This is a genomic window from Paenibacillus sp. J23TS9, assembly GCF_018403225.1.
In the GTDB taxonomy this organism is placed as follows: domain Bacteria; phylum Bacillota; class Bacilli; order Paenibacillales; family Paenibacillaceae; genus Paenibacillus_AQ.
Window position 1 is genome coordinate 891,055 of record NZ_BOSG01000001.1, and the last position, 23,887, is coordinate 914,941.

General features: G+C 45.3%; 20 protein-coding genes. 11 read left to right on the forward strand and 9 right to left on the reverse strand.

From position 1 onward, the window contains the following. Positions 1 to 196 precede the first annotated feature (196 nt). From KJS65_RS04475 to KJS65_RS04490, 4 genes are all read left to right on the forward strand, one after another. A complete protein-coding gene (locus KJS65_RS04475) occupies positions 197 to 1,555 on the forward strand; it encodes a PepSY1/2 domain-containing protein (protein WP_213648752.1) in 1,359 nt (452 codons plus the stop codon). Positions 1,556 to 1,979: 424 nt separating this feature from the next. After that, positions 1,980 to 3,089: a GIY-YIG nuclease family protein gene (locus KJS65_RS04480; protein ID WP_244864375.1), complete on the forward strand. Its 1,110-nt coding sequence runs from the start codon at positions 1,980 to 1,982 to the stop codon at positions 3,087 to 3,089. Positions 3,090 to 3,257: 168 nt separating this feature from the next. Further along, positions 3,258 to 3,629, forward strand: coding sequence for a helix-turn-helix domain-containing protein (locus tag KJS65_RS04485; protein WP_213648753.1), 372 nt, complete (start codon positions 3,258 to 3,260; stop codon positions 3,627 to 3,629). Between the two features lie 22 nt (positions 3,630 to 3,651). Next, the gene (locus KJS65_RS04490) at positions 3,652 to 4,422 is read left to right on the forward strand and encodes a nucleotidyltransferase domain-containing protein (protein WP_213650631.1); all 771 of its coding nucleotides are present in this window, start codon (positions 3,652 to 3,654) and stop codon (positions 4,420 to 4,422) included. A 72-nt stretch (positions 4,423 to 4,494) separates the two neighbouring features. On the opposite strand, the gene KJS65_RS04495 is transcribed toward KJS65_RS04490, so the two are convergent. Next, a complete protein-coding gene (locus tag KJS65_RS04495) occupies positions 4,495 to 5,427 on the reverse strand; it encodes a helix-turn-helix transcriptional regulator (protein WP_213648754.1) in 933 nt (310 codons plus the stop codon). A gap of 111 nt (positions 5,428 to 5,538) precedes the next feature. Here KJS65_RS04495 and KJS65_RS04500 point away from each other — a divergent pair, with 111 nt between their 5' ends. Further along, positions 5,539 to 7,818, forward strand: a complete 2,280-nt coding sequence (locus tag KJS65_RS04500) for an ATP-binding cassette domain-containing protein (RefSeq protein WP_213648755.1) — start codon at positions 5,539 to 5,541, stop codon at positions 7,816 to 7,818. Between the two features lie 204 nt (positions 7,819 to 8,022). Here KJS65_RS04500 and KJS65_RS04505 read toward each other — a convergent pair whose 3' ends face one another. Beyond that, the gene (locus KJS65_RS04505; RefSeq protein WP_213648756.1) at positions 8,023 to 8,340 is read right to left on the reverse strand and encodes an NADPH-dependent F420 reductase; all 318 of its coding nucleotides are present in this window, start codon (positions 8,338 to 8,340) and stop codon (positions 8,023 to 8,025) included. Between the two features lie 102 nt (positions 8,341 to 8,442). Beyond that, positions 8,443 to 9,249 carry an AraC family transcriptional regulator gene (locus KJS65_RS04510; RefSeq protein WP_244864376.1) on the reverse strand — a complete coding sequence of 269 codons (807 nt, stop codon included), beginning with the start codon at positions 9,247 to 9,249 and terminating at the stop codon, positions 8,443 to 8,445. A gap of 285 nt (positions 9,250 to 9,534) precedes the next feature. On the opposite strand from KJS65_RS04510, the gene KJS65_RS04515 reads away from it, so the two are divergent. Continuing rightward, entirely contained in the window at positions 9,535 to 10,995 is a 1,461-nt protein-coding gene (locus KJS65_RS04515; protein ID WP_213648757.1) for a sulfatase family protein, read from the forward strand. Positions 10,996 to 11,089: 94 nt separating this feature from the next. Here KJS65_RS04515 and KJS65_RS04520 read toward each other — a convergent pair whose 3' ends face one another. After that, positions 11,090 to 11,683: a YjgB family protein gene (locus tag KJS65_RS04520; RefSeq protein ID WP_244864377.1), complete on the reverse strand. Its 594-nt coding sequence runs from the start codon at positions 11,681 to 11,683 to the stop codon at positions 11,090 to 11,092. A gap of 162 nt (positions 11,684 to 11,845) precedes the next feature. Beyond that, positions 11,846 to 12,667, reverse strand: coding sequence for a lipase family protein (locus tag KJS65_RS04525; RefSeq protein WP_213648758.1), 822 nt, complete (start codon positions 12,665 to 12,667; stop codon positions 11,846 to 11,848). Positions 12,668 to 12,870: 203 nt separating this feature from the next. On the opposite strand from KJS65_RS04525, the gene KJS65_RS04530 reads away from it, so the two are divergent. Next, on the forward strand, positions 12,871 to 14,076 hold the full coding sequence (locus KJS65_RS04530; protein ID WP_213648759.1) for an MFS transporter: 1,206 nt from the start codon (positions 12,871 to 12,873) through the stop codon (positions 14,074 to 14,076). Between the two features lie 222 nt (positions 14,077 to 14,298). Beyond that, positions 14,299 to 14,889 (forward strand): ankyrin repeat domain-containing protein, encoded by a 591-nt coding sequence (locus tag KJS65_RS04535; protein ID WP_244864552.1) that lies wholly within the window; start codon positions 14,299 to 14,301, stop codon positions 14,887 to 14,889. Positions 14,890 to 15,000: 111 nt separating this feature from the next. Here the strand turns inward: KJS65_RS04535 and KJS65_RS04540 are convergent, their stop codons facing one another. Then, positions 15,001 to 16,206, reverse strand: coding sequence for an MFS transporter (locus KJS65_RS04540; protein WP_244864378.1), 1,206 nt, complete (start codon positions 16,204 to 16,206; stop codon positions 15,001 to 15,003). Positions 16,207 to 16,275: 69 nt separating this feature from the next. On the opposite strand from KJS65_RS04540, the gene KJS65_RS04545 reads away from it, so the two are divergent. Both KJS65_RS04545 and KJS65_RS04550 read left to right on the forward strand, forming a co-directional pair. Then, positions 16,276 to 17,325, forward strand: a complete 1,050-nt coding sequence (locus KJS65_RS04545) for a LysR family transcriptional regulator (protein ID WP_306432952.1) — start codon at positions 16,276 to 16,278, stop codon at positions 17,323 to 17,325. A gap of 39 nt (positions 17,326 to 17,364) precedes the next feature. Continuing rightward, positions 17,365 to 17,886, forward strand: a complete 522-nt coding sequence (locus KJS65_RS04550; protein WP_213648761.1) for a pyrophosphohydrolase domain-containing protein — start codon at positions 17,365 to 17,367, stop codon at positions 17,884 to 17,886. 145 nt (positions 17,887 to 18,031) lie between these two features. On the opposite strand, the gene KJS65_RS04555 is transcribed toward KJS65_RS04550, so the two are convergent. From KJS65_RS04555 to KJS65_RS04565, 3 genes are all read right to left on the reverse strand, one after another. After that, positions 18,032 to 19,228 carry an MFS transporter gene (locus KJS65_RS04555; protein WP_244864379.1) on the reverse strand — a complete coding sequence of 399 codons (1,197 nt, stop codon included), beginning with the start codon at positions 19,226 to 19,228 and terminating at the stop codon, positions 18,032 to 18,034. A gap of 141 nt (positions 19,229 to 19,369) precedes the next feature. Then, complete coding sequence (locus tag KJS65_RS04560; RefSeq protein WP_213648762.1) at positions 19,370 to 21,112, reverse strand: sigma-54 interaction domain-containing protein; 1,743 nt, start codon at positions 21,110 to 21,112, stop codon at positions 19,370 to 19,372. Positions 21,113 to 21,224: 112 nt separating this feature from the next. Further along, on the reverse strand, positions 21,225 to 22,145 hold the full coding sequence (locus tag KJS65_RS04565) for a proline dehydrogenase family protein (RefSeq protein ID WP_213648763.1): 921 nt from the start codon (positions 22,143 to 22,145) through the stop codon (positions 21,225 to 21,227). A 169-nt stretch (positions 22,146 to 22,314) separates the two neighbouring features. Between KJS65_RS04565 and pruA the strand changes: the two genes are divergently transcribed. After that, positions 22,315 to 23,862 (forward strand): L-glutamate gamma-semialdehyde dehydrogenase, encoded by a 1,548-nt coding sequence (gene pruA, locus KJS65_RS04570; protein ID WP_213648764.1) that lies wholly within the window; start codon positions 22,315 to 22,317, stop codon positions 23,860 to 23,862. Positions 23,863 to 23,887 lie beyond the last annotated feature (25 nt).

Sequence of the window (23,887 nt, forward strand, 5' to 3'; positions counted from 1 at the left end):
TATTGACGATCTGATCGAGCAAAAGCAAATAAGTGCCGGGTATTTTGCGTCTCCCGATAAGCATGAATCCCCCGAATGAGTACTTTTACAGAGAGCTGTACTCAGGATCTTCGGTTAGCAGATTTTGGTGCATGACTTCTATTCATCTGTAGTGTTTAATAAGAATTACTGCTTATTAGAAACGGAGACTTAGAACTTGAACCAGGCTCGCAGAACCAAAATGACTACGCTTTTAATTGCATTTCTCTTGATCGGCATTATCATTTATGGCTATATGAAGCATAAAGAATTGAAACAAGAATTGGATCAACTGCAAAGCGAAAAGCTTAATAACACACGTCTGTGGTTTCAGCTGCAAATGATGAATACTGAAACGCTAGATTTTGATCTGGCAAACGTTCTATCTTCGAACTCTGCAGCATATCGCCAAAAATACTTGAAAGCTGCCTATGAATCGGCTTCTTTTATGACGAATATGAACTGGTATACTCCAACCCCGACGATTCTATATGACTTTCAGTCTAATCGTTCTGGGCCATTTTGGAGCCAAACAGCAAGTTATTTAGGTTACTTAGTAGATGACAGTGCAGAAACACTAACGGAGGTTCAGCGGCAAAACGTATTAAAGATGCGAAACTTCATCCTCAAAACAGCTCCTGCGTTGCATCAAATAAACGATAGCGTGTTGTATGGTCCTCATGTTAAGAATGAAGTTCCTTCGGAAGAACTGAGTCGACGAATAACCTCTTTAACCAATGAGCTCGATTCCAACCCCTTAATCGGTGATAAGGAACCGTTGTTCAATGAGTACCTTTACCATTTGAATCCGTATCAACCTCAGGTTCAAGCGTTTAAGAAGGAAGTACGAGTGCATAAGGAAGAATTGCAGTCGAAAGTGGAATCTTTCATGAATGTCCTCTGGAAAGACAAGCGTGATAAACAAGTCATGTCGAGTGGTGGAGGCATAACACCTGAGTTTGGGGATAGCCTTGATTTTTTGTCCGGAAATGGCGGCAACATGTTCTATAATGTTCAAATCAGTGTTGCTGGAGGACATATATTACGGATTTATCCAACTGAAGATGGTTCTAAAAAGTCCGACAATCGAAAAATAACTAAAGCAGAGGCCATTAAATTAGCCCAATCCTTCGTAAAAAGCTGGGGGGAGGCTCCTCTGGTTATCGACAATACATTCGCAAAGGGTACCTTAGTGGATGTAACATTTGTTCCTCAGGTTGGAGGAGTTCCTTATACTGACGCAAATGTTGTAGTTACGATCGATACAGCCACAGGAGTTCTGCAAAATTTCGATACGACAGGTTATTATCTGAAAAGAGATCGAATCGTCAAAACGAACGCAGGCATTCCACCTGAGACTGCGCTGAAACAAGTAAATGCTGAATTAACAGTTACAGATCGCCCTCATCTGATGATACGTAAAGGGAAACTGGTTTACTCCATCCCCGTAAAAGGCTATGAACAGGTTACAAATGTCTATGTGGACGCCCAAACCGGGAAACAAGCAGATATTGAGTATAAGAGCCTTGATCATTAAAAGCTGGACTTAAATAACAAGCTATAAAGAATTGAGTCGTCGAGCATCCGGCGGCCTTTTTTATTTTCCTTACCACACTACATACGAAACGGGAAAAACTCTTAATTGTAGAAATTGAATAAAAGGCTTGTTTTTATTTTTATGTAATTGACGTACAATGAAAGGAAATAGTGGGGACGGATGGTCATTTATATGATCCTATTCATGTCATTAATCATGATTTGTCTATATCGATATACGTATGGAGGTAGGGTCACTTGATCGGCAAAAGCAATTTTGAACGGGATTTTCGTGATAGTTCGGAACAGGATAACGAATATAAGAAACTGGAGAACATGCTTGTTTTAGAGTCCAATCGCAGCAAAACCAGGATTTCGAAAAAATCCCCTGCTGAAATCAGCCGTGTCGCCAGGTTGTTTCCTTGATGGATATCAAAGAGAAAGTCCAAAGCTTGCCGCTAACTCCAGGCGTGTATCTGATGAAGGATGCTCACGGCAGTATCATATATATCGGTAAGTCCAAGAGTTTGAGGAAAAGAGTCCAATCCTATTTTTATAACTCCCAATCGCATGCTCCCAAGATTAAGAGGCTCGTACATCATGTGAAGGATTTGGAGATTATCCAAACGGATACCGAATTTGAGGCTTTTTTGCTCGAATGCAGCCTGATTCACAAGTATAAGCCGATGTATAACCGGAAGATGAAAAATCCGATGGCCTATTCGTATATTATGGTCCCAAACTCGGATGGACTTAGACGCGTTGAAATAACCCATTCCCCGGCTCCTGCAAAAGATAGAGTCGTTTTCGGTCCCTATACAGCGAACAGAAGCACGGTTGATAAAGCCGTTCAGCGGATACAGGAATGCTTCAAAATAGCCTGCAGTCACACGGCTGCCGGAGCTGCTACCCCATGCTTGAATCATTCGCTCGGTTTATGTCTCGGAATGTGTCTAGGCGGGGAGAGTCTTCATAAGTATAACGAACTAATGAATCAGTTCATCGGCCTGTTGGAAGGATCGGATACTAGTTTGTATGAAGAAATGGAACAACAGATGACGGCTGCCTCCGAACGATTTGATTTTGAAACGGCGGCAAAATTCAGGGACGGCATCAAGTCCGTTAATTTCCTGCTTCATAAAGAAAAAGTGATAGGATTCGTTGAAGAGAATCGGAATATTGCAATCTATGAATTTATGAACGATGACACGATCAAGCTGTTTTTGATTAAACGGAGTACGGTTCTTTTTAGCGGGAAGTTTCATGTGGACAGTTCGGACATCACGCAGATGCAGGAAGAGGTCAAAGCGTTGATCTCGGCGTATTTTATACTGGATCAGACCGCTTATACCGCCGAAGTGGGCAGAGATGAAATTGATGAGGCGCAAATTATATACAGCTATCTGCAGAATAATGCGAGTCACTATTTGATGATTCCCGATGAATGGCTTGATCTGGAGAAGCAAGTGGAATTCAATCAAGAATTAGCATCATGGCTGCGTCCTAGAGATCAAGATGAAGAGGAACACGAATAAGCGGAAATGTTAATTAATATAATAATCAGGAGTAACCTCGGGTCTATATCCGGGGTTTTTATATGTAGAAGTACTGAGAAAGTTGTTAAAATTTGCGGACTTTACAGGAAAAATATAGCATTGTAGAGAATAAGTCAACAAACTTCAAAATGAAAAGCGGTGGTATTTGTGGCAAAAACTCTGCTTGAGGAAATGGGAGAACGTTTAAAGAAGGCAAGAATCAACCGGAAAATGACGCAAATGGAAGTATACAGACTCACACAAATCAATCCAGATACACTTACTTTATATGAATCGGCTCAAGCTGAGCCTGAGTTGGTGACGCTATCCAAGTTTGCGGATACCTACCAGGTATCACTGGATTGGATCATTACCGGATTTGAATTCAATTCCAAAAGCAGGCTTTTTGCGGCGGAGAGAGAAGTGAGACGTCTACAAAAAGTTATCGATGAGCAGTCATCGATAATCAAAACCATTCAGAAGGTGGTTAACAGCTGCGAAGAATATAACACCCCGCCTAAACAAAATTGGGGGAGTTGACATGCAAAACTGCGAAAAAAATATGAATAACACCATTATAGAGAAAATTCATGAAATTGAGCGTGACCATCAGGTCAAAGTCCTGTTTGCCGTTGAATCAGGCAGCCGGGCCTGGGGATTTCCGTCACAGGATAGCGACTACGATGTTCGATTCGTATATATACACAGCCCGGAATGGTATTTGTCCATCGATGAGAAGCGGGATGTGATCGAGATGCCGATCAACGAGATGCTCGACATCAACGGTTGGGATATCAGGAAGGCACTGAAATTATTCAGAAAATCAAATCCGCCGCTGCTGGAATGGTTAGTTTCGGATATTCACTATTATGAGGCTTATGGTTTTAAAGAGGAGATGCTTCAACTAAGAAACCAAGTCTTCTCGCCAAGGGCATCCCTTCATCATTATTTGAATATGGCCAAAGGGAACTTCAGAGAGTATCTGCAGGGAGAGCTGGTAAAGATTAAAAAGTATTTTTATGTTCTGAGACCGATTCTTGCCTGTAAATGGATTGAGAAATATAACCTGAATCCTCCGATTCTGTTTCAGGATCTGATTCATGATCTGATTACGGAACCGGAGCTGCTCCAGGCTATTGAAGATTTGCTCAAAAGGAAGATCGCCGGGGAAGAATTGGACTTCGAAAAGCGCGTGGATGTGATCAATGATTTTATTGAGAAAGAGATACGGCACTTCACGGAGTTTGCGGAATCAACACAGACTGAATTAGAAGATCCGACGGAGCTGCTCGACCAGTTGTACCGGAAGTATTTGAAAGTGGTGTGGGAATAAGGATAATCGGCGTAAGAGAGCAGTTGGTCGAAAGACCGGCTGCTTTTTTCTATTTCTCAGGAATGAAAAGGATCATTGATAATGACTTAGCAGGACGTGGGCATGATTCCGGATCCGGTCGATCATCTCCCGCGGTTCGATAACTTTCGCCTCCGGACCCAACTGGGCAAAAAAAGAAGCTGTAAATTCCATATCATCTTGATCAATGAATGTATCGATCCTTCCGTGCCCGGATTCATCATTTAGGAGCATCGGCTCGAACCATGGTTTGCTTTGACACTGTCGCATGCCTTCTCTTGTCAGTTCAACCACGAGGCGTATAGGCGTAGAAACCGTATAGCTGTGAAGCCAGTTCAAGAGTTCTGTTTGAACCTCGACTATTTCCCCGGTATTTTTCAGTGAAAGTATACGATCCACCCGAAATAATTGCACCTTACCGTTGTCCATGTCATAAGCGGGCAAATACCATAAACCATCATTGGCGTAGACGCCGATCGGCACGAGTTTTCGCAGCGTATTGTCAGATTTGGACTGATACTCTAAGGTGATCACACTATGATCCATGGATGCCTCGATAAGCTCTTTCAGATAAGGGGCGTGCAGTCCTCTTTTCGGATTCCAAAAAGAAAGTACCGATTCAAGACTGTTTATTTTGGATTTAATATCGTCCGGCAGACTTGAAAACAGCTTTCGGGAGGCTGATTCGATATCGGTATCAAAGGGCAGTGATTCATAAAACGCAAGAGAGCGGAACGCAAAAAAGATGGCCAGTGCCTCATTTTCGTCAAATAAAATAGGCGGAAGAACCCTGTTTTTGAGAGCACGGTATCCACCATTTCGTCCTTGCTCCGTGTACATGGGCACACCTAGTTCGCTGATCTCCATTAAATAACGATGTGCGGTTCGAACGGACACCTGAAATTCATCGGCTACGTCTTGAGCCGTAAAATTCCGCTTCGAATTTACGTACATGATCAGATCGAATAAAAGCTTGGTTTTGGACATGGATACCTCCGGTAGACTGATGAATTTTTAATATGTCGACAGAATTTGGCATGTTAAAAGTATATGCTATTGGGAGACAAGTGGTCAAAATACCGGGAAGGAGTGCAGATCATGAAACAGGATAATTCTAGTCAGAACATTAAGGTCACAGGTGCGAGAGAAAAAAATTTAAAGAGAGTCAGCGTGGCAGTTCCGAAGAAGAAGATTACCGTGTTTACCGGTGTATCCGGTTCAGGGAAGTCGGCGCTCGTCTTTGATACGATTGCCGCGGAATCGCAGCGTCAGCTGAATGAAACGTATTCCAGCTTTATCCGTCACCGTCTTCCACATTACGGGCAGCCCAATGCCGATTCCATTGAAAATCTGTCAGTTGCCATCATCATCAACCAGAAACGGATTGGAGGGAATTCGCGCTCTACCGTGGGCACGATTACGGATATATACTCCTTGCTCCGTTTATTGTTCTCCCGAATTGGAAAACCGCAAGTGGGTGAAGCGGAAATGTTCTCATTCAATAATCCGCAAGGAATGTGTCCGAAATGCGAAGGACTTGGGTACGTCAACGAGATTGACATCGATAAGCTAGTGGATAGGGAGAAATCATTGAATGAGGGCGCTGTCCAGTTTCCGACCTTCAGACCGGGAGAATTTCGTTGGAAGAGGTATGTATGTACAGGATTGTTTGATAATGACAAGAAGCTTAAAGACTATACTGAAGATGAATGGAATACGCTGCTGTACAAATCGGGATTTAAGCCCCCGCATCCAACGGAAGGTTGGCCGGGAACTTCCAAATACGAAGGGATCCTTCCCAGAATTCGGCGCAGCTTTTTGAGCAAAGAATCAAGGGATTCGGAGCAATATAAGAATGAAATTTATAATGTGACCGTAAGCGGAACGTGTCCAACATGCCAAGGTGCCAGGCTGAATCGGAATGTGCTGGAGTGCCGAATTAATGGAAAAAACATTGCAGACTGCTCAGCCCTGCAGGTCAGTGATCTGATCCATGTTATGCTTTCTGTAAAGGACTCGGTTTCTGCTACCATCATAGAGGAAATTGTATTGCGATTGAATCAGCTGATGTCCATAGGTTTAGGATATTTGACGTTGAATCGGGAAACGGCCTCATTATCCGGCGGAGAATCCCAGCGAATTAAGATGGTCAGGCAGCTGGGAAGCAGCTTAACGGATCTTACGTATATTTTTGATGAGCCCAGTATCGGTCTTCATCCGCATGACGTGAATAAAATAAATACCCTCCTCAAGCAGTTAAGAGACAAAGGAAATACCGTCATCATCGTCGAGCATGATCCGGATGTCATTCGGATCGCCGATCATCTCATTGATATGGGACCCAAGGCTGGCACGAGCGGCGGGAAGGTGGTATACGAGGGCAATTTGAAGGGACTGCTAACCGCGAATACGTTAACAGGAGAGTTCTTGAATTATCATCCTGAACTGAAACAAGAGCCTCGGCGTCCGTCGGGATGGTTAACAATTCAGCATGTCTCGATGCACAACCTGAACGATGTCAGCGTTCAAATACCATTAGGTGTAATGACAGTCGTTGCAGGAGTCGCAGGTTCTGGAAAAAGCTCGCTCGTTAATCATGTATTGCCGAAATATATTCCTGAAGCGGTATACATCAATCAGGAAGCCGTTCACGCTACGAATCGTTCCAATATTGCAACCTTCTGTGGGATTTTTGATACGATCCGAAATTTATTTGCCAAGCAAAATCAAGTACATGCCTCCCTATTCAGCTTCAATTCGAAGGGAGCTTGTCCGGAATGCAAGGGAACAGGCATCGTCTCTACTGATCTGGCCTTTATGGATTCCATTGAAACTGTATGCGGGACCTGTGAAGGGCGCAGGTTTAACAACGAGGTTCTTCGTTTCACGTTTCGGGGACAAAATATTAGCGATGTACTGCGGATGACAGTCGAAGAAGCTAGCGACTATTTTCAAGAACAGGAAATATTATCCGTTTTGGCGCGTTTGCAGGATGTAGGTATAGGTTATTTAACGCTTGGACAGCCTTTGGGCACGTTATCGGGTGGCGAGCTTCAACGGTTAAAGCTTGCAAAGGAAATGGAGCACCGGAAAGAAGTGTATGTACTGGACGAACCTACGACGGGTCTGCATATGTCCGATGTTGAGCAGCTGATTGGTATTTTGGATCGCCTGGTAGATCAAGGCAGCACCGTCCTTGTCATCGAGCATAATCTGGACGTGATGACACAGGCGGACTGGATGATAGATCTTGGTCCCGGAGCGGGTCAGGATGGAGGGAAAATCATTTTTGAAGGGCTCCCCAACGATATTGTGAATTGCAAGAAATCATTGACGGGGCTGTATTTAAGGAAGCATTTGGGGAGAGAGAGGGAATAGGAGTAACGAATGGGGACGGTATTTAATTAACGAAATAGGAGCGCGGATAGCTAGGAACAGCGCGTTCCATTTTAATTGCTAGGATATTGAATTGAAAATGAACAAAAACAAGACAGCCATTAGGCTGTCTTGTTGGTTGAAAAGAACTATTTAAAAGGAAGAAGTGATAAATAGTAATTGATCATACCCAATACATCAAATTGCCTATAAAGCTAATAAATATAAGCGTTCCAAGTTTGACTTTTGGTTGGATATATTATGAATGACCGCATTCGGTGCCGCGTGATCAAGAACACCGTCTGGTAGGTCGGGAATGTTTTTCTGAGGAATCGTAACGACCACGAGCTCGGCGTCTCGAGCTACAACAGATACTTCTTTAGGCTGAGCTCCAGTTTCGGCTGCAAGCTCCGTCAAGGTATGTGGGCCTCTCGAATTGGCTATGGACACATCATGTCCGAGCTTGGTTAGACGGCGGGCAAGATTTCCCCCGATATTTCCTGCACCAATAATCGCAATTTTCATATTTAATCCCACTTCCTTTCTTGGAATAGTGTGGATTCATTCGAACTGTAACATATTTAGTTATCGTTGTAAACACTACCTGCCCATATACCGAAGGTATTGTTAAGATAGCAGTTTTGTCATATCAGAATGAGCACCCTGCTGCATATAGTCTGTAGGTGCCATACCGGTGTGTTTTTTAAATACGCGGTGAAAATAAGAGGTGTCGTAGTAACCTAAGTATTGCGATATGCTGGCGATGGTCATATCCGAGCTGATCAGCAGGTTACAGGCTTCCAGCATACGCAGCTGATGCATATAACGAATCGGGGAATGGCCATATACCTCTCTGAATAAAGCCGTGGTGTAATTAGGTGAACGGCATATAAGCTTGGATAACTGCTCGATTTCAATATGCTGCCGATAATGCTCAAGCAAGTGTGTTTTAATGATTTCCGCATATTTCAGTTTGCTTGGCGTCAGATCCGGTTTTTCCAACTCACGGGCGAGTATGCCGATCAGCTCCTGAAAGATGCCAAAGCAAATCATCGTACGAAAGCTTTTGCCGCCTCGGATTTCTTCATACAGCCTTTCACAGCGTTGATAAGCATATTGATCATTGAACAACTTGAACTGAATGAATTGACGCTGATCCAGGAATGGAATCCCCGTTTCAAAATCGGCATCGTATGTAAACAAAATCGTATGCTTCTGATGTGGAATGCCCATCCAATTTTCTCCGGATCTACGGGTAGACCTCGGAATGAAGAGAACATCACCGCTATCTGCGATAACCTCCTTGCCATTTATTTCATACCGGACTTTTCCCTCTCTCACCAGGACAAGAACGTTGTAATTGATCGCTTCCAGCTGTGTTCGCCAATTCGGAATATTTTTATCGAAATTTACACTCATAATTTGGATCAACATTTCACGCCTCTCTATCAAAATGCTTGATAACACCCTATCACACAAGTTTATTTCCAGTAAACAGAATCCGAATTATTTTTATATATAAAAATCCATTGTTGAATTGTACATCATTTTAGTGAAATGTACATGGACGGCATTCAAAACATTGACCTATAATTCATCTTACATGAAGTAGTGACGTACATGTCCGCTCTGAATTAAGCGGGTAATCGACTTGGAAAAATACATTTATATGATTATTGCTACACAACATTCACACATGGGAAGGTAAGGGGATACGATATGAAAATCTTGTTGCTGGATTTGGATTCTTTGAGACCCGATCACTTGGGCTGTTATGGTTATCATCGGAATACCTCGCCCAACATCGATAGGATGGCTGCAGAGGGCATCCGTTTTGATCAATATTACACCTCGGATGCTCCCTGTTTTCCGTCGCGTTCGGCTTTAATGACAGGGAGGTTCGGCATACATAATGGTGTGGTCGGTCATGGAGGAACAGCGGCGGATGTAAGATACGAGGGCATTAACAGGGATTTTCATGACAAACTGTCTTCCGAGAGTTTTCCTGCACTTTTCCGTAAGGCTGGCATGAGAACCGCGCTGGTGAGTCCATTTGGTGAGCGGCATTCCGCTTGGACCTTTTATGCGGGCTTCAATGAAATCTACAACACGGGCAAGTCCGGAATGGAGTCGGCTGAAGAGGTCACGCCTGTTGTTCTGGACTGGATTGAACGCAATGCCGATCAGGATGACTGGATGCTGTACGTGAACTATTGGGATCCGCATACGCCATACCGTGCTCCAGAAGCTTTTGGCAACCCATTTAAGGATGAACCGCTTCCTGAGTGGATTACCGCGGAGGTGCTTGAAGCTCATAAGAAGAAGGCAGGTCCGCATGGCGCGCGTGAAATCAACATGTATAACAGCGACACTTCACCTCGTTACCCGCGACATCCCGGAGAGATTACTTCCATGGAGGATTTGCGGACGATGATCGACGGTTATGATTCCGGTGTCCGCCATATGGACGATCATATCGGCTTGATCTTCCAGCTGTTGGAACAGAAAGGAATCATGGAAGAGCTTGTCATCATCGTTACGGCCGACCATGGCGAGAATATGGGTGAGCTCGGCATATATGGCGAGCATGCCACAGCCGATCAGGGTACATGCCGCATTCCAATGATCATCAGATGGCCAGGCCAACAAAGCGGGATCACGGATACCCAGCTTCATTATCATTTAGACCTGCTTCCAACCATGGCCGATCTTCTGAACCTCAAACCGGCGCCAAGTTGGGACGGAATCAGTTATGCAAATACGGTAAGCGGTGGCAAAGAGGAAGGCCGGGAATATCTGGTCGTATCGCAATGTGCCCATGTTTGCCAGCGCAGCGTACGGTTCGGGGATTGGCTGTATATCCGGTCGTATCATGATGGGTTCCATTTGTTCGATAAGGAAATGTTGTTTAACCTCACGGAGGATGTGTATGAGCAGAACAACCTGGCCAAAGAGCGCCGGGACCTGTGCAAGGAAGCTGTCTACCTGCTTAATGAATGGCATGATGATATGATGCAGACCATGAACCATGATGTGGATCCGTTATGGACGGTTATGAAGGAAGGCGGGCCATACCACGCCAAGGGTCATTTGCCTATGTATATAGAACGACTGAAACAGACGGGGCGGGAAGAGGCAGCCGCAGAACTCATGAGACGCCATCCTAGAGAATTTGCATAAAACAATGGGGCTCTCTGTGCAGAAATATATGGCGAAGGTATAAGAAGCACAACTGAAAAGACAGCGATCGTATGATCGCTGTCTTTTCATCGTTTTATTTTGCCAGAAGATTAATGTGATCCAGGTTCGTGCTGCTGTTAAAGATAAACTCCAGTTTGTAATCTCCACGGATATACGTAAGCTTCGTTTGCGTTGTTTTGCCGTTTTTGAATGTTGTCGTGGAACTCGGAGCAAACCAGTTCTGCTTCACCATTTTCATGGTAATGCCGCCGATATTAGTTTGGCGTTCCACATTGGTACCGAAGTAGCGGATCTCGCGGACCTTGTTCAGTTTGTACGAGAAGGCATAGCCGGGATTCCCCATATTCGCACTGTACAGATCGAAAGCATCGGAATTTTTTCCAGGTGCGGTAGGTTCGCCGATTTTTTTTATGACGTTCTGTTTTGTGCTTTGCCCGATCGTAAGGCCGCTCACCGCTCCGGGGAACTGTCCTTTCAAAGCGGGTTTATAAAAGCTGTTCAGCGTTTGGATTGCCTGCTGGGATGCATAGCTGCTAGTGCTGGCTGTCGCCGCAGCGTCTGCCTGATGTATAGGGAATACGATATTATTGACTCCAAGTGCGCTCAGGCCAACGACGCCTGCCATAGTTAAGGTGATTACTGCTTTTTTAGCCGGTTGTTTAATCATGATTGCATCCTCTCCTTGTAACATGTATTTACCACATGTTTTCTTTATCAAACAAGTTTCTTAAGTTCATCCTCCATATTAGTAGATTCTAAATGGTAATGGGTTACGAATCCATGAAGATGAAATTTCAAGTTTGATACCAGGAGAAATCGAATAAGCTCACTAGACCTTCATTACTCTTGTGCTCTTTAGTTCAGGGACCGGACAGAATCCCGGGTTCGTTGAACATAATTGTTTGGTGTATTGCGGCTGGAGCTTGGAGAGCTCTGCAAAATAGCTTCCAATGACGTGATTGGCACCAACCGATCCATTCTGGAAAGGTAGGGGCGAGGAGGTCTGGACATGAGTGTAATAGTATTTTTTTTCTCGTCTTGGAAGCTTGTATATAGATGGGGGAGTATGAGTTACGACGTCCAGTAGATTGGCAGTGCGGCAGCTGCTCCGGACATACTTTGTAAAGGCTTTTGAGAAGGCTGGATCGCCTACACGGGGAGAACCATATGTAAACAGGTTGGGTGAGACGAAGGCGGTGTTGGCCGCAATATCGATAGCACACAATGTCGCGAGTGCTGCGCCGAGGCTGTGACCTGTAATGTAAAGTGCCATACCTGGAGATAATCTGCCCAGAGCCGAGAAGATTTGGCTGCGGGCGGAAGAATAAATGTCAGTAAAACCGCGGTGTGTAAGACAGCCTTCTTTAATATATTTGAAATTCTTTTGCGAGGCGATAGCGTCGGATATCCAATTGGATGTTGAACTGGTTCCCCGAAAAGCAATGATAATTTCCTGGGGAGATGCCAGGATGAACCCGAAGCGTTCCCATACGCGGGTAATGGATTTCGCTTCTATGGTATCCATGACCGAATAATTCAGTGGGACAACGAAAGAACCGTCCGTATTTGTAAATTGTGCATAGGTCTGCCCGCAGACAGCCGCCAGAAAGATAGCCCTTTGCTGTTGATCATCATTCGTACCCACCTGCATCCCGCCCTTTCTCTCCTGCATTATATTGATGGGAAGAAGGAGAGGTGCCTATTTGTGCGAGATGTATATGAAATACATTCATATCTTATATTTTTTACATATTATCCATATGGATAGACGCATGTTAGCATACAAGATACAGAGAAAAGGGGGGAAGTGGTTCAGGTTCGTATGAATTGTTTTGACTGCAGAGGAGATAACAGATGCTATCCAAATCAGCGTTTCCCTTACTATTATTGAACATGTTTCTTGCTATGCTCGGCACGGGTCTTGTCATTCCGATATTGCCGGATCTTCTAAAAGAGTTTGGAGCAGGCGGTCAAGCAGCGGGATATCTGGTATCCTGCTTCGGTCTGACACAGTTTCTATTTTCACCGATTGCAGGCAATTTGTCCGATAAATACGGCCGTAAACCGATGATTGTCGTTGGACTGATGCTGTTCGCGCTCTCCAACTTATTGGCGGCGTTTGCTGGTGATCTGTCTTTATTATTCGTATCGCGCTTAATTGGCGGAATAGGCTCAGCAGCCTTGGTTCCATCCATTATGGCGTATGTAGCGGATATCACGACCGATGATCAGCGCAGCAAGGCCATGTCGTGGTTGGGTGCGTCGATGTCATCAGGTTTCATTATTGGGCCGGGCGTCGGCGGGTTACTTGCTGAGTTTGGCATCAAGGGGCCATTCTACGCATCCGCATGCATTGGACTATTGGCCATGGGCTGCAGCCTCAAAATGCTGCCGGAATCGTTGTCGCCGGAAATACGATTAATGCGTCAGCAATCGATAGAGAGACGGGAGAGTGTCTTTCGTGAGCTTGCGCTTTCGGTGAAGTCCCGTTATTTTATATTATTGCTCATTGTTTTTGCTTCAACGTTTGGTCTTACACATTTTGAGGCGATTTTTCCGCTGTTCGTTGTGCAGGGCTACGGATTCACTACACGTGATATCGCCATACTGATAACAGTCTGTTCTTTGATCGGTACGTTTAACCAAGTTGTATTAACCAACCGGATAACGCAGCGGTTCGGGGAAAAGCGAATTATCAGCGCCATGCTTCTGCTATCCGCGGTATCCCTCGTATTCTTGCTATTCTCGGGCAATTTCTATTATGTCATGTTCGTAACGATGCTCTTCTTTACATTCAATAATATTTTACGTCCGACAATCAATACCATGCTGTCCAAGGAGGCAGGTGAGGAACAGGGCTTCGTGGCTGGAATGAACAATGCCTACATGAGTCTCGGAAATATTTTTGGACCTGCAATGGCGGGGATTCTATTCGATATCCATATTGACTTACCGTATTTGTTTGGAGCGTTCGTGCTGCTCGTCAGCAGCTTCGTATCGGGGAGACGGATCGGAAGGAAGGGACGCAATATTTCCATGAAAATGGATCAATCAGCCTGAAGATTTATAATGCCAATTGGTTTTGAAAAAACGAATGATTTTAATGTTTTTCATATGTTACGCACATGTTAGCATGTCGTTAAGAAGGGCAAAGGAGTCATGCGTATGGTTCGTCTCTTTATCATGTTATGCATTGTTTTTCTTACCTCATGTCAAGTGGTACCCGAATCTCTGCAGAGTTCGGCGAAAGAAACGCAATCCAAGGAAAAGAGGGTGGAAACGCTGAATCAACCATTCATTTTATCAGCGGGAAAAGGAGACACGTCAAACGTTCTGAAACTGCTTCAAGACGGAGCGGACATTAATGCGGTGGATGAACGCGGAAGAACTGCCGTCATGGCAGCGACGTATAACAATAAGGTGGATACGGTAAAAGCACTGATCCAAAAGGGTGCAGACCTTAATATTCGCGATCACAACTTGAATAATGTGCTTTTGTATGCCGGAGCGGAAGGTTTTCTTGAAATCGTAAAACTCGCGATCGGTGCCGGTGCAAATACCAAACTTACGAACCGGTTTGGAGGCACAGCCCTGATCCCTGCTTCTGAACGTGGACATGTCGAAATTGTTGAAGAACTGCTTACCCATTCGGATATAGACATTGACCACATTAATAATTTGCATTGGACGGCATTACTTGAAGCGGTCATTCTAGGAAACGGCGGAGAGAAGCATCAAAAAATCGTGCGGCTGCTGGTTGATCACGATGCCGATGTACATATTGCTGACGGTGACGGCATCACTCCTTTGCATCATGCTAAAAAACGTGGATATCGTGAAATTGAACATATTTTACAACTGTCGGGTGCGTAAAAGCGGCAGTTCATCAGTAACGGGTCACGAAAGATTTCACGAAATGGAAAGAGCGAGCGGAGAGGTCCGTTCGCTCTTTTCTTCATATTACGGCTAATATTTCCACCCGAATCAACCAGATATCTTTTCGCCGGATGGAATAGGCTTGATTTTTCGGTTTCCGATTTTAAACTGAATCCCCATCATGATGACCACCACGCCCGTTAATCCAAGAAGCGCAGGCGGAAAACTGCCTGTATTATCATGTATTAAGCCTACGCAAAGCGGACCCAGGGAAGCAAATATATAGCCGCCGGATTGCGTCATTGCAGATAATGCACTTGCTTCTTCCATATTCGCTGACTCATCAATAGGCAGCATTAAGGCCATGGGGAATAATCCTCCAGCGCCGATCCCCAGAAAAATGCAGGTGAGCCAAGGCGTCACGGGCAACTGAAGCAGAACCAGACCGACCAGCTCCATCATGGAGCAGCCGATCAGCCAGACTACCCGGTGCTGAAAACGGCTGACGAGGATAGGGAGCAGAAAGCTGACCGGTATTTGTACGAGTGTGAATAAGGTCAAAATCATGCCTGCCGTATGTTTGTCGTAACCCATTTCCTCTACGATCGGTGGCAGCCAAGCGGTGAGTGAGTAAAACATGAAAGCCATCAGACCGAAAAAGCAGGTCAGCAGCCAAGCTCGTTTATTGTTTAACGGCAGCTTTAATCCTTTGTTCTCTGCTAAGGATGAAACGCTGGCTGCGGCAGGATCTGCTGTATTTGCAGTTTTCCGGACAGGTCTCCACCAAAAGCAAAGGGCAATGACGGCCAGGGCCGACCATGATGCGACTGAAGCCTGCCAGGAATGGTTCAGCGTATTTTGCAAAGGCACGGAAAAGGCGGATCCGAGGGCAGCACCTATGACAAGCGCCATGGAATATACACCGACGATAGCCGAAGGGTTGGAAAAATTCTTCTTGATGAATCCGGACAACAGCGGTCCAATAACGGCAATACCCACACCGGCAAGAAAAGCGGTTGCCAGCATCAGCCATGCAGAGTTAACGACATATCTTGCGGCTGTGGCGGCGCCAATCAGCAGTAGACAATAAGTAATGGTACGTTCAAGACTCCAGCGGTTGCTTAATTTGACCGCCGCTGGTGCAAAGAACCCCATACACAAGACGGGCAGGGAGGTCAACAAACTGGCCGCGGATCCGTTCATGCCTAATGTATCTTGTATCGTCCCCAGCAAGGGAGAGACAGAAGTGATCACGGGACGCAAATTGAGTGAAGCAAGGAACAGGGCCATAATAAGAAAAATAAAACGTGACAAGTATTAACACCATCTTTCATATTCATCGTATCGGGTAGGTCAAATCCAGTGTATCTGAAAGAGTATTGATTGATCAATCCTATTATTTCTATTATTATCATTAGTATTACTTATGAAAAGTTGGTGAATCGTTTGGAAATCCGTCAGCTTCACTATTTTATGGCGGTTTGTGAAGAGATGCATTTTACGAAAGCAGCGGAAAAAATTGGCGTATCCCAGCCTACATTAAGCCAGCAGATACGTGCGCTGGAGGATGAGCTTCATATGCCGCTGTTTGACCGGATCGGCAAAAAAATAGCGCTCACCGAAGCGGGGATGCTGCTGTTAAATAATGCAACCACAATTATGGATACACTGCAGAACGTCAAGGATTCGATCGCGGATCTTCGTCATCTTCATGGCGGGAAAATAAGAGTGGGTATCATGCCATCTGATTTGGATTACCGGATTACGCAGCTGGTCATTGATTTCCATCATGAATTTCCGAAGGTGAAATTGATGGTGATCTCGTCCATAGATATTCTCCAGCAGGTGCTTGATAGTGAGGTGGATATCGGAATCGGCGTGAATGTACGGCCGAATGACCGGCTGGTTACCATCCCTTTATGCAGAGAGGAATACGTGCTGACGGTTTCAAAGCAGCATCCATTAGCCAACCGGACGAGTATTGACCTGAAGGAATTAAAGGATCTTCCCGTCATCATGTATCCCGAAGGATATCTCGGCCGTGATTTGGTGGAAGATACGACAGCGCAGCAGGGCTTCCAGCTCCATTCCATTCTTGAAACCAGTTCGGCTACTTCGATTCTCAATCTGGTGAAAGCCAACATCGGAGCGACAGTGCAGCCCTATCTGTTAATTCGACAAATCAATGATCCGGATTTGCAAATGATTCGTATCAAAGATAATCCGCCAAGCCGCAGTATGGCGATCATCTACCGTTCTGACCGTTATCTGAGCCAAGCGGCGAAGGCTTTCATGGACAGGTGCAGGGAATACTTTCAAGACGAGGGAGGGGGGCATGCTCATCCAAACTGTCGTTATCCCATACCGCCAGAACGAAGAGGACAAGCTGCAAAACAAAGAGCTTTTCACGACATCGGCTGTAATGGATTATAATAGAGTTAACTACATTTTAAAGGAGAAATAGATTACATAATGACACAGAAGACGAACTTTGAACAGGTTAGAGAGTTTCACCAGGCATTCAATTGTCCTGCACCAGAGATGCCAACACCGTTGTCGGATAAATTGGCTAACAATCGTGCTGCTTTTATTTTAGAGGAAGTCATTGAGCTCTTACATGCAACTGCTGGAAGCGATGAACGTTTCGAGTTGTTTTTTAACGATTTGATAGATCGTGCAAAAGAAACTTATGTAAAGCAATCTCAAAAACCCTATCCGCAAGATAAACTTACCGGGCAAGTGGATTCATTTACCGATATTAAGTATTTTGCTAATGGTGGCTTTGTGGAAATGGGGATTGAGCCCGATCCCATCTTTTCAATAGTTCATGAAGCAAATATGGGGAAGATTTTCCCGGATGGCAAACCACATTACAATGAAGTAGGGAAGGTTATCAAACCGGAACATTGGGAGAAGGACCATGCTCCTGAGCCCAAAATTGCGAGGGAAATCAATCGGCAGATTGAATTAGGCGCTAAGCGATTCGAAAAATAGATGGAATGAACCAAAAAAACTCCGGGGAATAATCCCCGGAGCAGTGAATCAAGAACATATGTATTTGTACGATATCGGGAAGAGGATGCCGCCGGCTATTCAGATCAACATCATGTTGATGTATAGTGTGGCGGCTTGCTTTTCGTTATTGGAGCAGTTGAGACGGCTTCGAGGAACGGCGTTCACGAAACAGAACAATACAAATGATCATAAGGGAAATGAGCACCAGTGACATCGGAATGACGAATATGGATGGATCATACCCTTCGATGAATAGTGGCAGTACGTATCCGATCAATGATGCCGTTAATGAAATGAATACGTACAAACTCGAACCGAATCCGGTTCGGCCTACAAACATACGCTGAACATACCCCATAGCCACTCCATATAAGATGGAAACGAAGAAAGAATAAACCGGCTGAATGAGGAAAAATACGATCAGAGGCGAATGCAAAGCGTAAACCGAATAAGTAATAAGCGCACAGATCCCGCCGAGCAATATAATTTTTCTGCTGCCGTATTTCGCCGCCCAATAACCGGCAATCGTCATGAACAACAGCTCGAATACGGCCTGCGTACTCCAAATATATGACACGTATTCCGGTTTGCCGAATAACGATTTGACAACAAGCGGCAGATACAATCCGCGAAGGGCATCTGCGCTTGCAAGCAGCAGCAGCGCGATCAGCATGACAAAGGAAAAAGGTTCACCCGCTCCCGGACTGGACTGATTCTTCTCTTCCGTGTGTTCCCGATAAGTTAGCAGCATAATAACAAGCAGCGCATAACCTGCAAAATTGCCCCATAATACCCCTTGAAACGTTGCAATCAAATATAAATTCGCTCCAGCTAGCAAACCGCAAAAAAATCCGACGCTGTACCCGGCTCGCAGCCAAATTTGCGCCATTTCCACAATATCACCGGCTAGTCTGGAAAAATGATTCCGAGACAAAGCGAATAACTGTCCCATAATGAGTCCGGACGGCGCACTCACAATACACATCCCGATCAGAGCCTGAATATATCCTTCAGCACGCATGTATACCAACAAACCGATGAGGCATAACGAAGCTGCTGTAATGGCGAGCTTTTTCCTGCTGCGCAGCTTATCGCTTAACAGTCCAACGGTAATCGTCGTTCCCATATTGAGCAGCAGCGATACAACGAAGATCGACACGACTTCGCCCTTGGACAGTCCAATGCTCTCGCTCAGATAAATGGCATTCATCGGAGCCAATATTCCCATGCCCATTCCATAGCAAATTAACGTAAACAGCATCCTGGCAGCGCCCTCGACCTGCAAAAAACGTCTCATATCCGTAGCCATGCGCATCTTCATCCTGCTCCATCTCCTAAGGTCTTTCCATTTCATCGGTTATCACGTAAGTACAAGCCGTACCATTGGTGAGCTTCACCATAGTGTTTAAAATTTTAGATTTTCGAATTTTGGTGTCTAATAATATGAACATTCGTTTCGTGGCTATAAATTTAGCCGCTTGAGCTTGTTATAGAGCGTTGCCCTCGAAATGCCGAGCTGCTTCGCGATGGCAAGCTTGTTTCCATTGGCCGATTCCAAAGTGTGGAGCAAAAGAGTACGTTCGAATTCGTCGAGTTTAGCCTGAAATGTGGAGCCGTCCAGCTCAGTTTTATTCAGATCATCGGCCGGCGGGCCTGGAGATCGGCGCTTATGATCTCCTGAATAGATATTGGCAGGCAAGTATTCGCGTTTGATTTCCCCGTCGGTAGAGAAAATAACAAGCCGCTCAACGATGTTTCGAAGTTCCCTAATGTTGCCGGGCCAATCGTATTGAAGCAAATCCTCGAATACATCGGGCGTGAATGATTGGATATGACGTCCATAAACGAGTGAGAACTCATGCAGAAAGGATTGCGTAAGTTCATATATATCTTCTTTGCGGTCACGCAACGAGGGAACATCCAGGGATACGACATTCAGTCGATAGTAGAGATCCTCACGGAAGCTGCCTGCCATAATCATTTTCTTTAAATCACGGTTGGTTGCCGCAACGATGCGACAGTCTGCTTTCTTCAATTGAGTGCCGCCGACCGCAAAATAATTCTTTTCCTGCAGCACTCGAAGCATTTTAACTTGCATATCCAGGGGCATTTCCCCAATTTCATCAAGAAAAAGCGTGCCTCCATTGGCTAATTCGATTTTACCTTTCTTGCCTTTCGGATCAGCTCCGGAGAAGGCACCCTTCTCGTAGCCGAATAATTCACTTTCGAACAGGGCGGCCGGAATAGCCCCGCAATTGATTGCGATAAACGGGGCGTTGCTCTGCTCGCGGGAATTGTGAATCGCCTGGGCGAAAAGTTCTTTTCCAGTACCGCTTTCTCCCTGGATAAGGACCGTTGCTTTCGTCGTACTGATCTTTTTAATTGTGTCGATGCTGTTTTTGATTGTGGTGCTCGTTCCCTTGATATGCTGGAAAGGATCACTTGAAGGGCTCAACAATGCAACTTCTTTCTGCAAATGATGAACCTTGCTTGTCATCTGCAGCAGCTCCTGATGAAGTCTCATCTGTGTCGTCAAATCGGATTCCGCTGCAACAGCCCCAATGATACGATCATCCAATTTTACGGGGGTGGAATTAATGAGGACAAACATATCTTGCCGCGGCCGATGCTGCATTTTATGCACGGATTCGCCGGTTTCAAGCGTTTTAAGCGATTGCAGGCGGTCGACTTGAAAAAAATCCGAAGCGGGTTTGCCGATGATCTCGTTTTTCTGAATAGAAAATATATGCTCCGCACCGGATGTCCAGACTGCGACATGTCCTTCCTCATTTATTAGTGTGATCGCGACGTCAGGATTAAGCGTTTTCAAAGTGGTTGAAAAATAAGCTTCTATATATCTGTGCGCCTGCACGGTTGCTTCGATTATATCCGGGGCTGTAACATAACCGACCGGCTGGCCATCACGCAAGACAATCGCAAGAGAACAAGAAACGAAGGCTGTAGAGATGGAGGTCAAAGAATCCTCTGCATTGACGGTTTGAACGTTGATCATGTTCGGTATATTTGAGTGGGGATCGTTGGATGTCTTGTTCAATAATCCATATTGTCCGGAATCATTTCTTAGGAAAACAGGGAAGTTATACCCTATTTCATGGCTATCTTGGAGTGATGCCAGGTCAGACAGATTGACAATATTGTAATCCGTTCGAATAAGACGTTCCAGACTGGGCAATAGATGTTTCATTCAGCTGACCCCCTATATATGAAGAATGTAAGCTCATTGTATTATTAGGGTCATTATACCCAGCCTGATTTTAAGTGTAAATCCTTTTTAAGTTTTGATTATGAATACGTAGCTATTTGAACATGTTTTTGACGACCATCCACAAATTTGCGGGTTTTTCGGCCAGCCGGCGCGTATAGTAGGGATACCACATGGTACCGTATGGCATATAGCAGCGAATCCGATAACCTTCTTTGGCCAATTGTTCCTGATCATTCATCCGTAAGCCATACAGCATCTGAAATTCAAAGGCTTCTTTGGAGATACCGTTCCTTGCCGCATATTCCTTGACCCAATGTATGATGCGGTCGTCATGTGAGGCGATGGCGGTATAGACGCCTCCGTCCAAATGCATCTTGATGATCTTCTTGTAATTGTCAATGACTTCGCTCATCTGTTGATAGGCAACCGTTCCCGGTTCTTTATATGCCCCCTTAACCAAACGAAGATTTACTTTTGCTTCGATCAATTGCTTTACATCGTCTTCCGTGCGGAACAAATAGGCTTGAATGACGGTGCCAACATTGGTCAATCCTTCCGCATGCAGTCGCAGTACGATATCAATCGTCGCTTGGGTGAATGGCGTATCTTCCATATCGATGCGCACAAAGTTGTTATGCTTCTTGGCTTGGATAACGACGGCACGGATGTTGTCGTAGCAGGCTTCCTTATTGAGAGCTAAACCCATTTGGGTGGGCTTCAAAGATACATTAGAGTTTACGTTCCCCTCTGCGATACCATTAACCAGTCTAATATATTCTTCCTTGTAGCCAGTGGCTTCCGTTAATTCCTTGATCCCCTCACCCAGATGATCCAATGTGACCATGATGCCTTTACTGTTCATGATTTCGATTTCGGCTAGAGCTTCAGCCAAGGTATCGCCTGCAATAAATTTGCCTGCCAATTTCTTGCCGTATTGAAGTGAAAGCTTCTCGACCAGTTTATTGCCGGAAATCGAGAGCAGCACCTTTCGGTATAATTCTGTACTGTCCATGGATATTTCCCCTTTCAGATGTTGAATATTGTCGTGTGTCAACTTGCATCATTAGTTAAGCAAAATTCATACCAAAATCATCACTAAGGGAATTGGCATGATTATTGCTTCTAATTTATAGAGCAGGTTAAATTACACAAATCATAAGAGAGAGGATGGTTTTGTATTTATGAGATCAGAATTCAGGAACGAAACATTCGTTAACTTTAAGGAAGCACACAATAATGTGGAATACGATGCAGCTCTTAAGAAGGTGGAGGCCGAACTTGGCATGGAATATCCGCTCATTATCGGCGGCGAGAGAATCATGACCGACCATAAAATCTCGTCGATAAATCCGGCAAATAAAACGCAAGTGATCGGCATCGTGTCGCAAGCGGACATCCATATCGCGGAGAAAGCAATCCAAACTGCTGCGGCGACGTTTGAAACATGGAAGCGTACCGATCCCAATGAGCGTGCCCGATATTTGTACCGGGCCGCAGCGATTTTAAGACGGCGCAAGCATGAATTTTCTGCATTGATGACTTTTGAGGCTGGAAAAACGAGAGTGGAAGCAGACGTCGAAACCGCCGAAGCCATCGATTTTCTCGAATTTTATGCGCGTGAGATGCAGCGTCTCAGCCAGCCACAGCCATTGACGGTTAGCGCAGAGGAAGAGAATGAGCTGTACTATATTCCTCTTGGCGTAGGCGTCGTTATTCCGCCGTGGAACTTCCCGCTTGCGATTATGGCAGGCATGACCTCTGCGGCTCTTGTATCCGGCAACACGGTCGTTCTGAAGCCGGCGAGCACAACACCAATCATTGCTGCGAAATTCATGGCTTTGCTGGAAGAAGTAGGGTTACCTGCCGGAGTTGTCAACTTCCTTCCCGGACCCGGTGGGCAAGTCGGCGATTATCTCGTTGACCATCCTCTCACCCGGTTCATCAGTTTTACAGGCTCTCGCGATGTAGGTTTGCGTATTAATGAACGGGCTGCAAAACCAAATCCAGGGCAAAAATGGATTAAACGCGTTGTAGCTGAAATGGGTGGCAAGGATGCGATCGTTGTTGACAAAGAAGCCGATCTGGATCTGGCTGCGGACACGATTACGCTTTCCGCCTTCGGTTTCTCCGGGCAGAAATGTTCGGCATGCTCCCGCGTTATCGTTCATGAGGATGTCTATGATACGGTTCTGGAGAGAGTCGTAGAACGTGCAAGTAAATTGGTTATGAGCGATCCGGCCGATGCAGGTGCTAGCCTGGGACCTGTAATCGATGAGAAGGCATACGCGAAGATTCGTGAATATATTGAAATTGGCAAGCAGGAAGGGCGTCTGGTGCTTGGAGGCGGTACGGGTGATCCGAACGGATTTTTCATCGAGCCGACGATCTTCGCAGATGTGGATTCCAATGCCCGGATTTCCCAAGAAGAAATATTTGGGCCGGTCGTTGCCTTTACAAAAGCCAAATCCTTCGATGAAGCGCTGGATTTCGCCAACAATACGGATTACGGCTTAACCGGGGCAGTGATCTCAAGCAATGGAGCCAATCTGGAGAAAGCAAGACGGGAATTTTTCGTGGGCAATCTGTACTTCAACCGCAAATGCACGGGTGCATTGGTCGGAACGCATCCGTTTGGCGGATTCAATATGTCGGGTACGGATTCGAAAGCCGGCGGTCGTGATTATTTATTATTGTTTACGCAAGCGAAGCTGGTATGCGATCGATTCTAAAATATTAGACACGGTAGCAATGTTC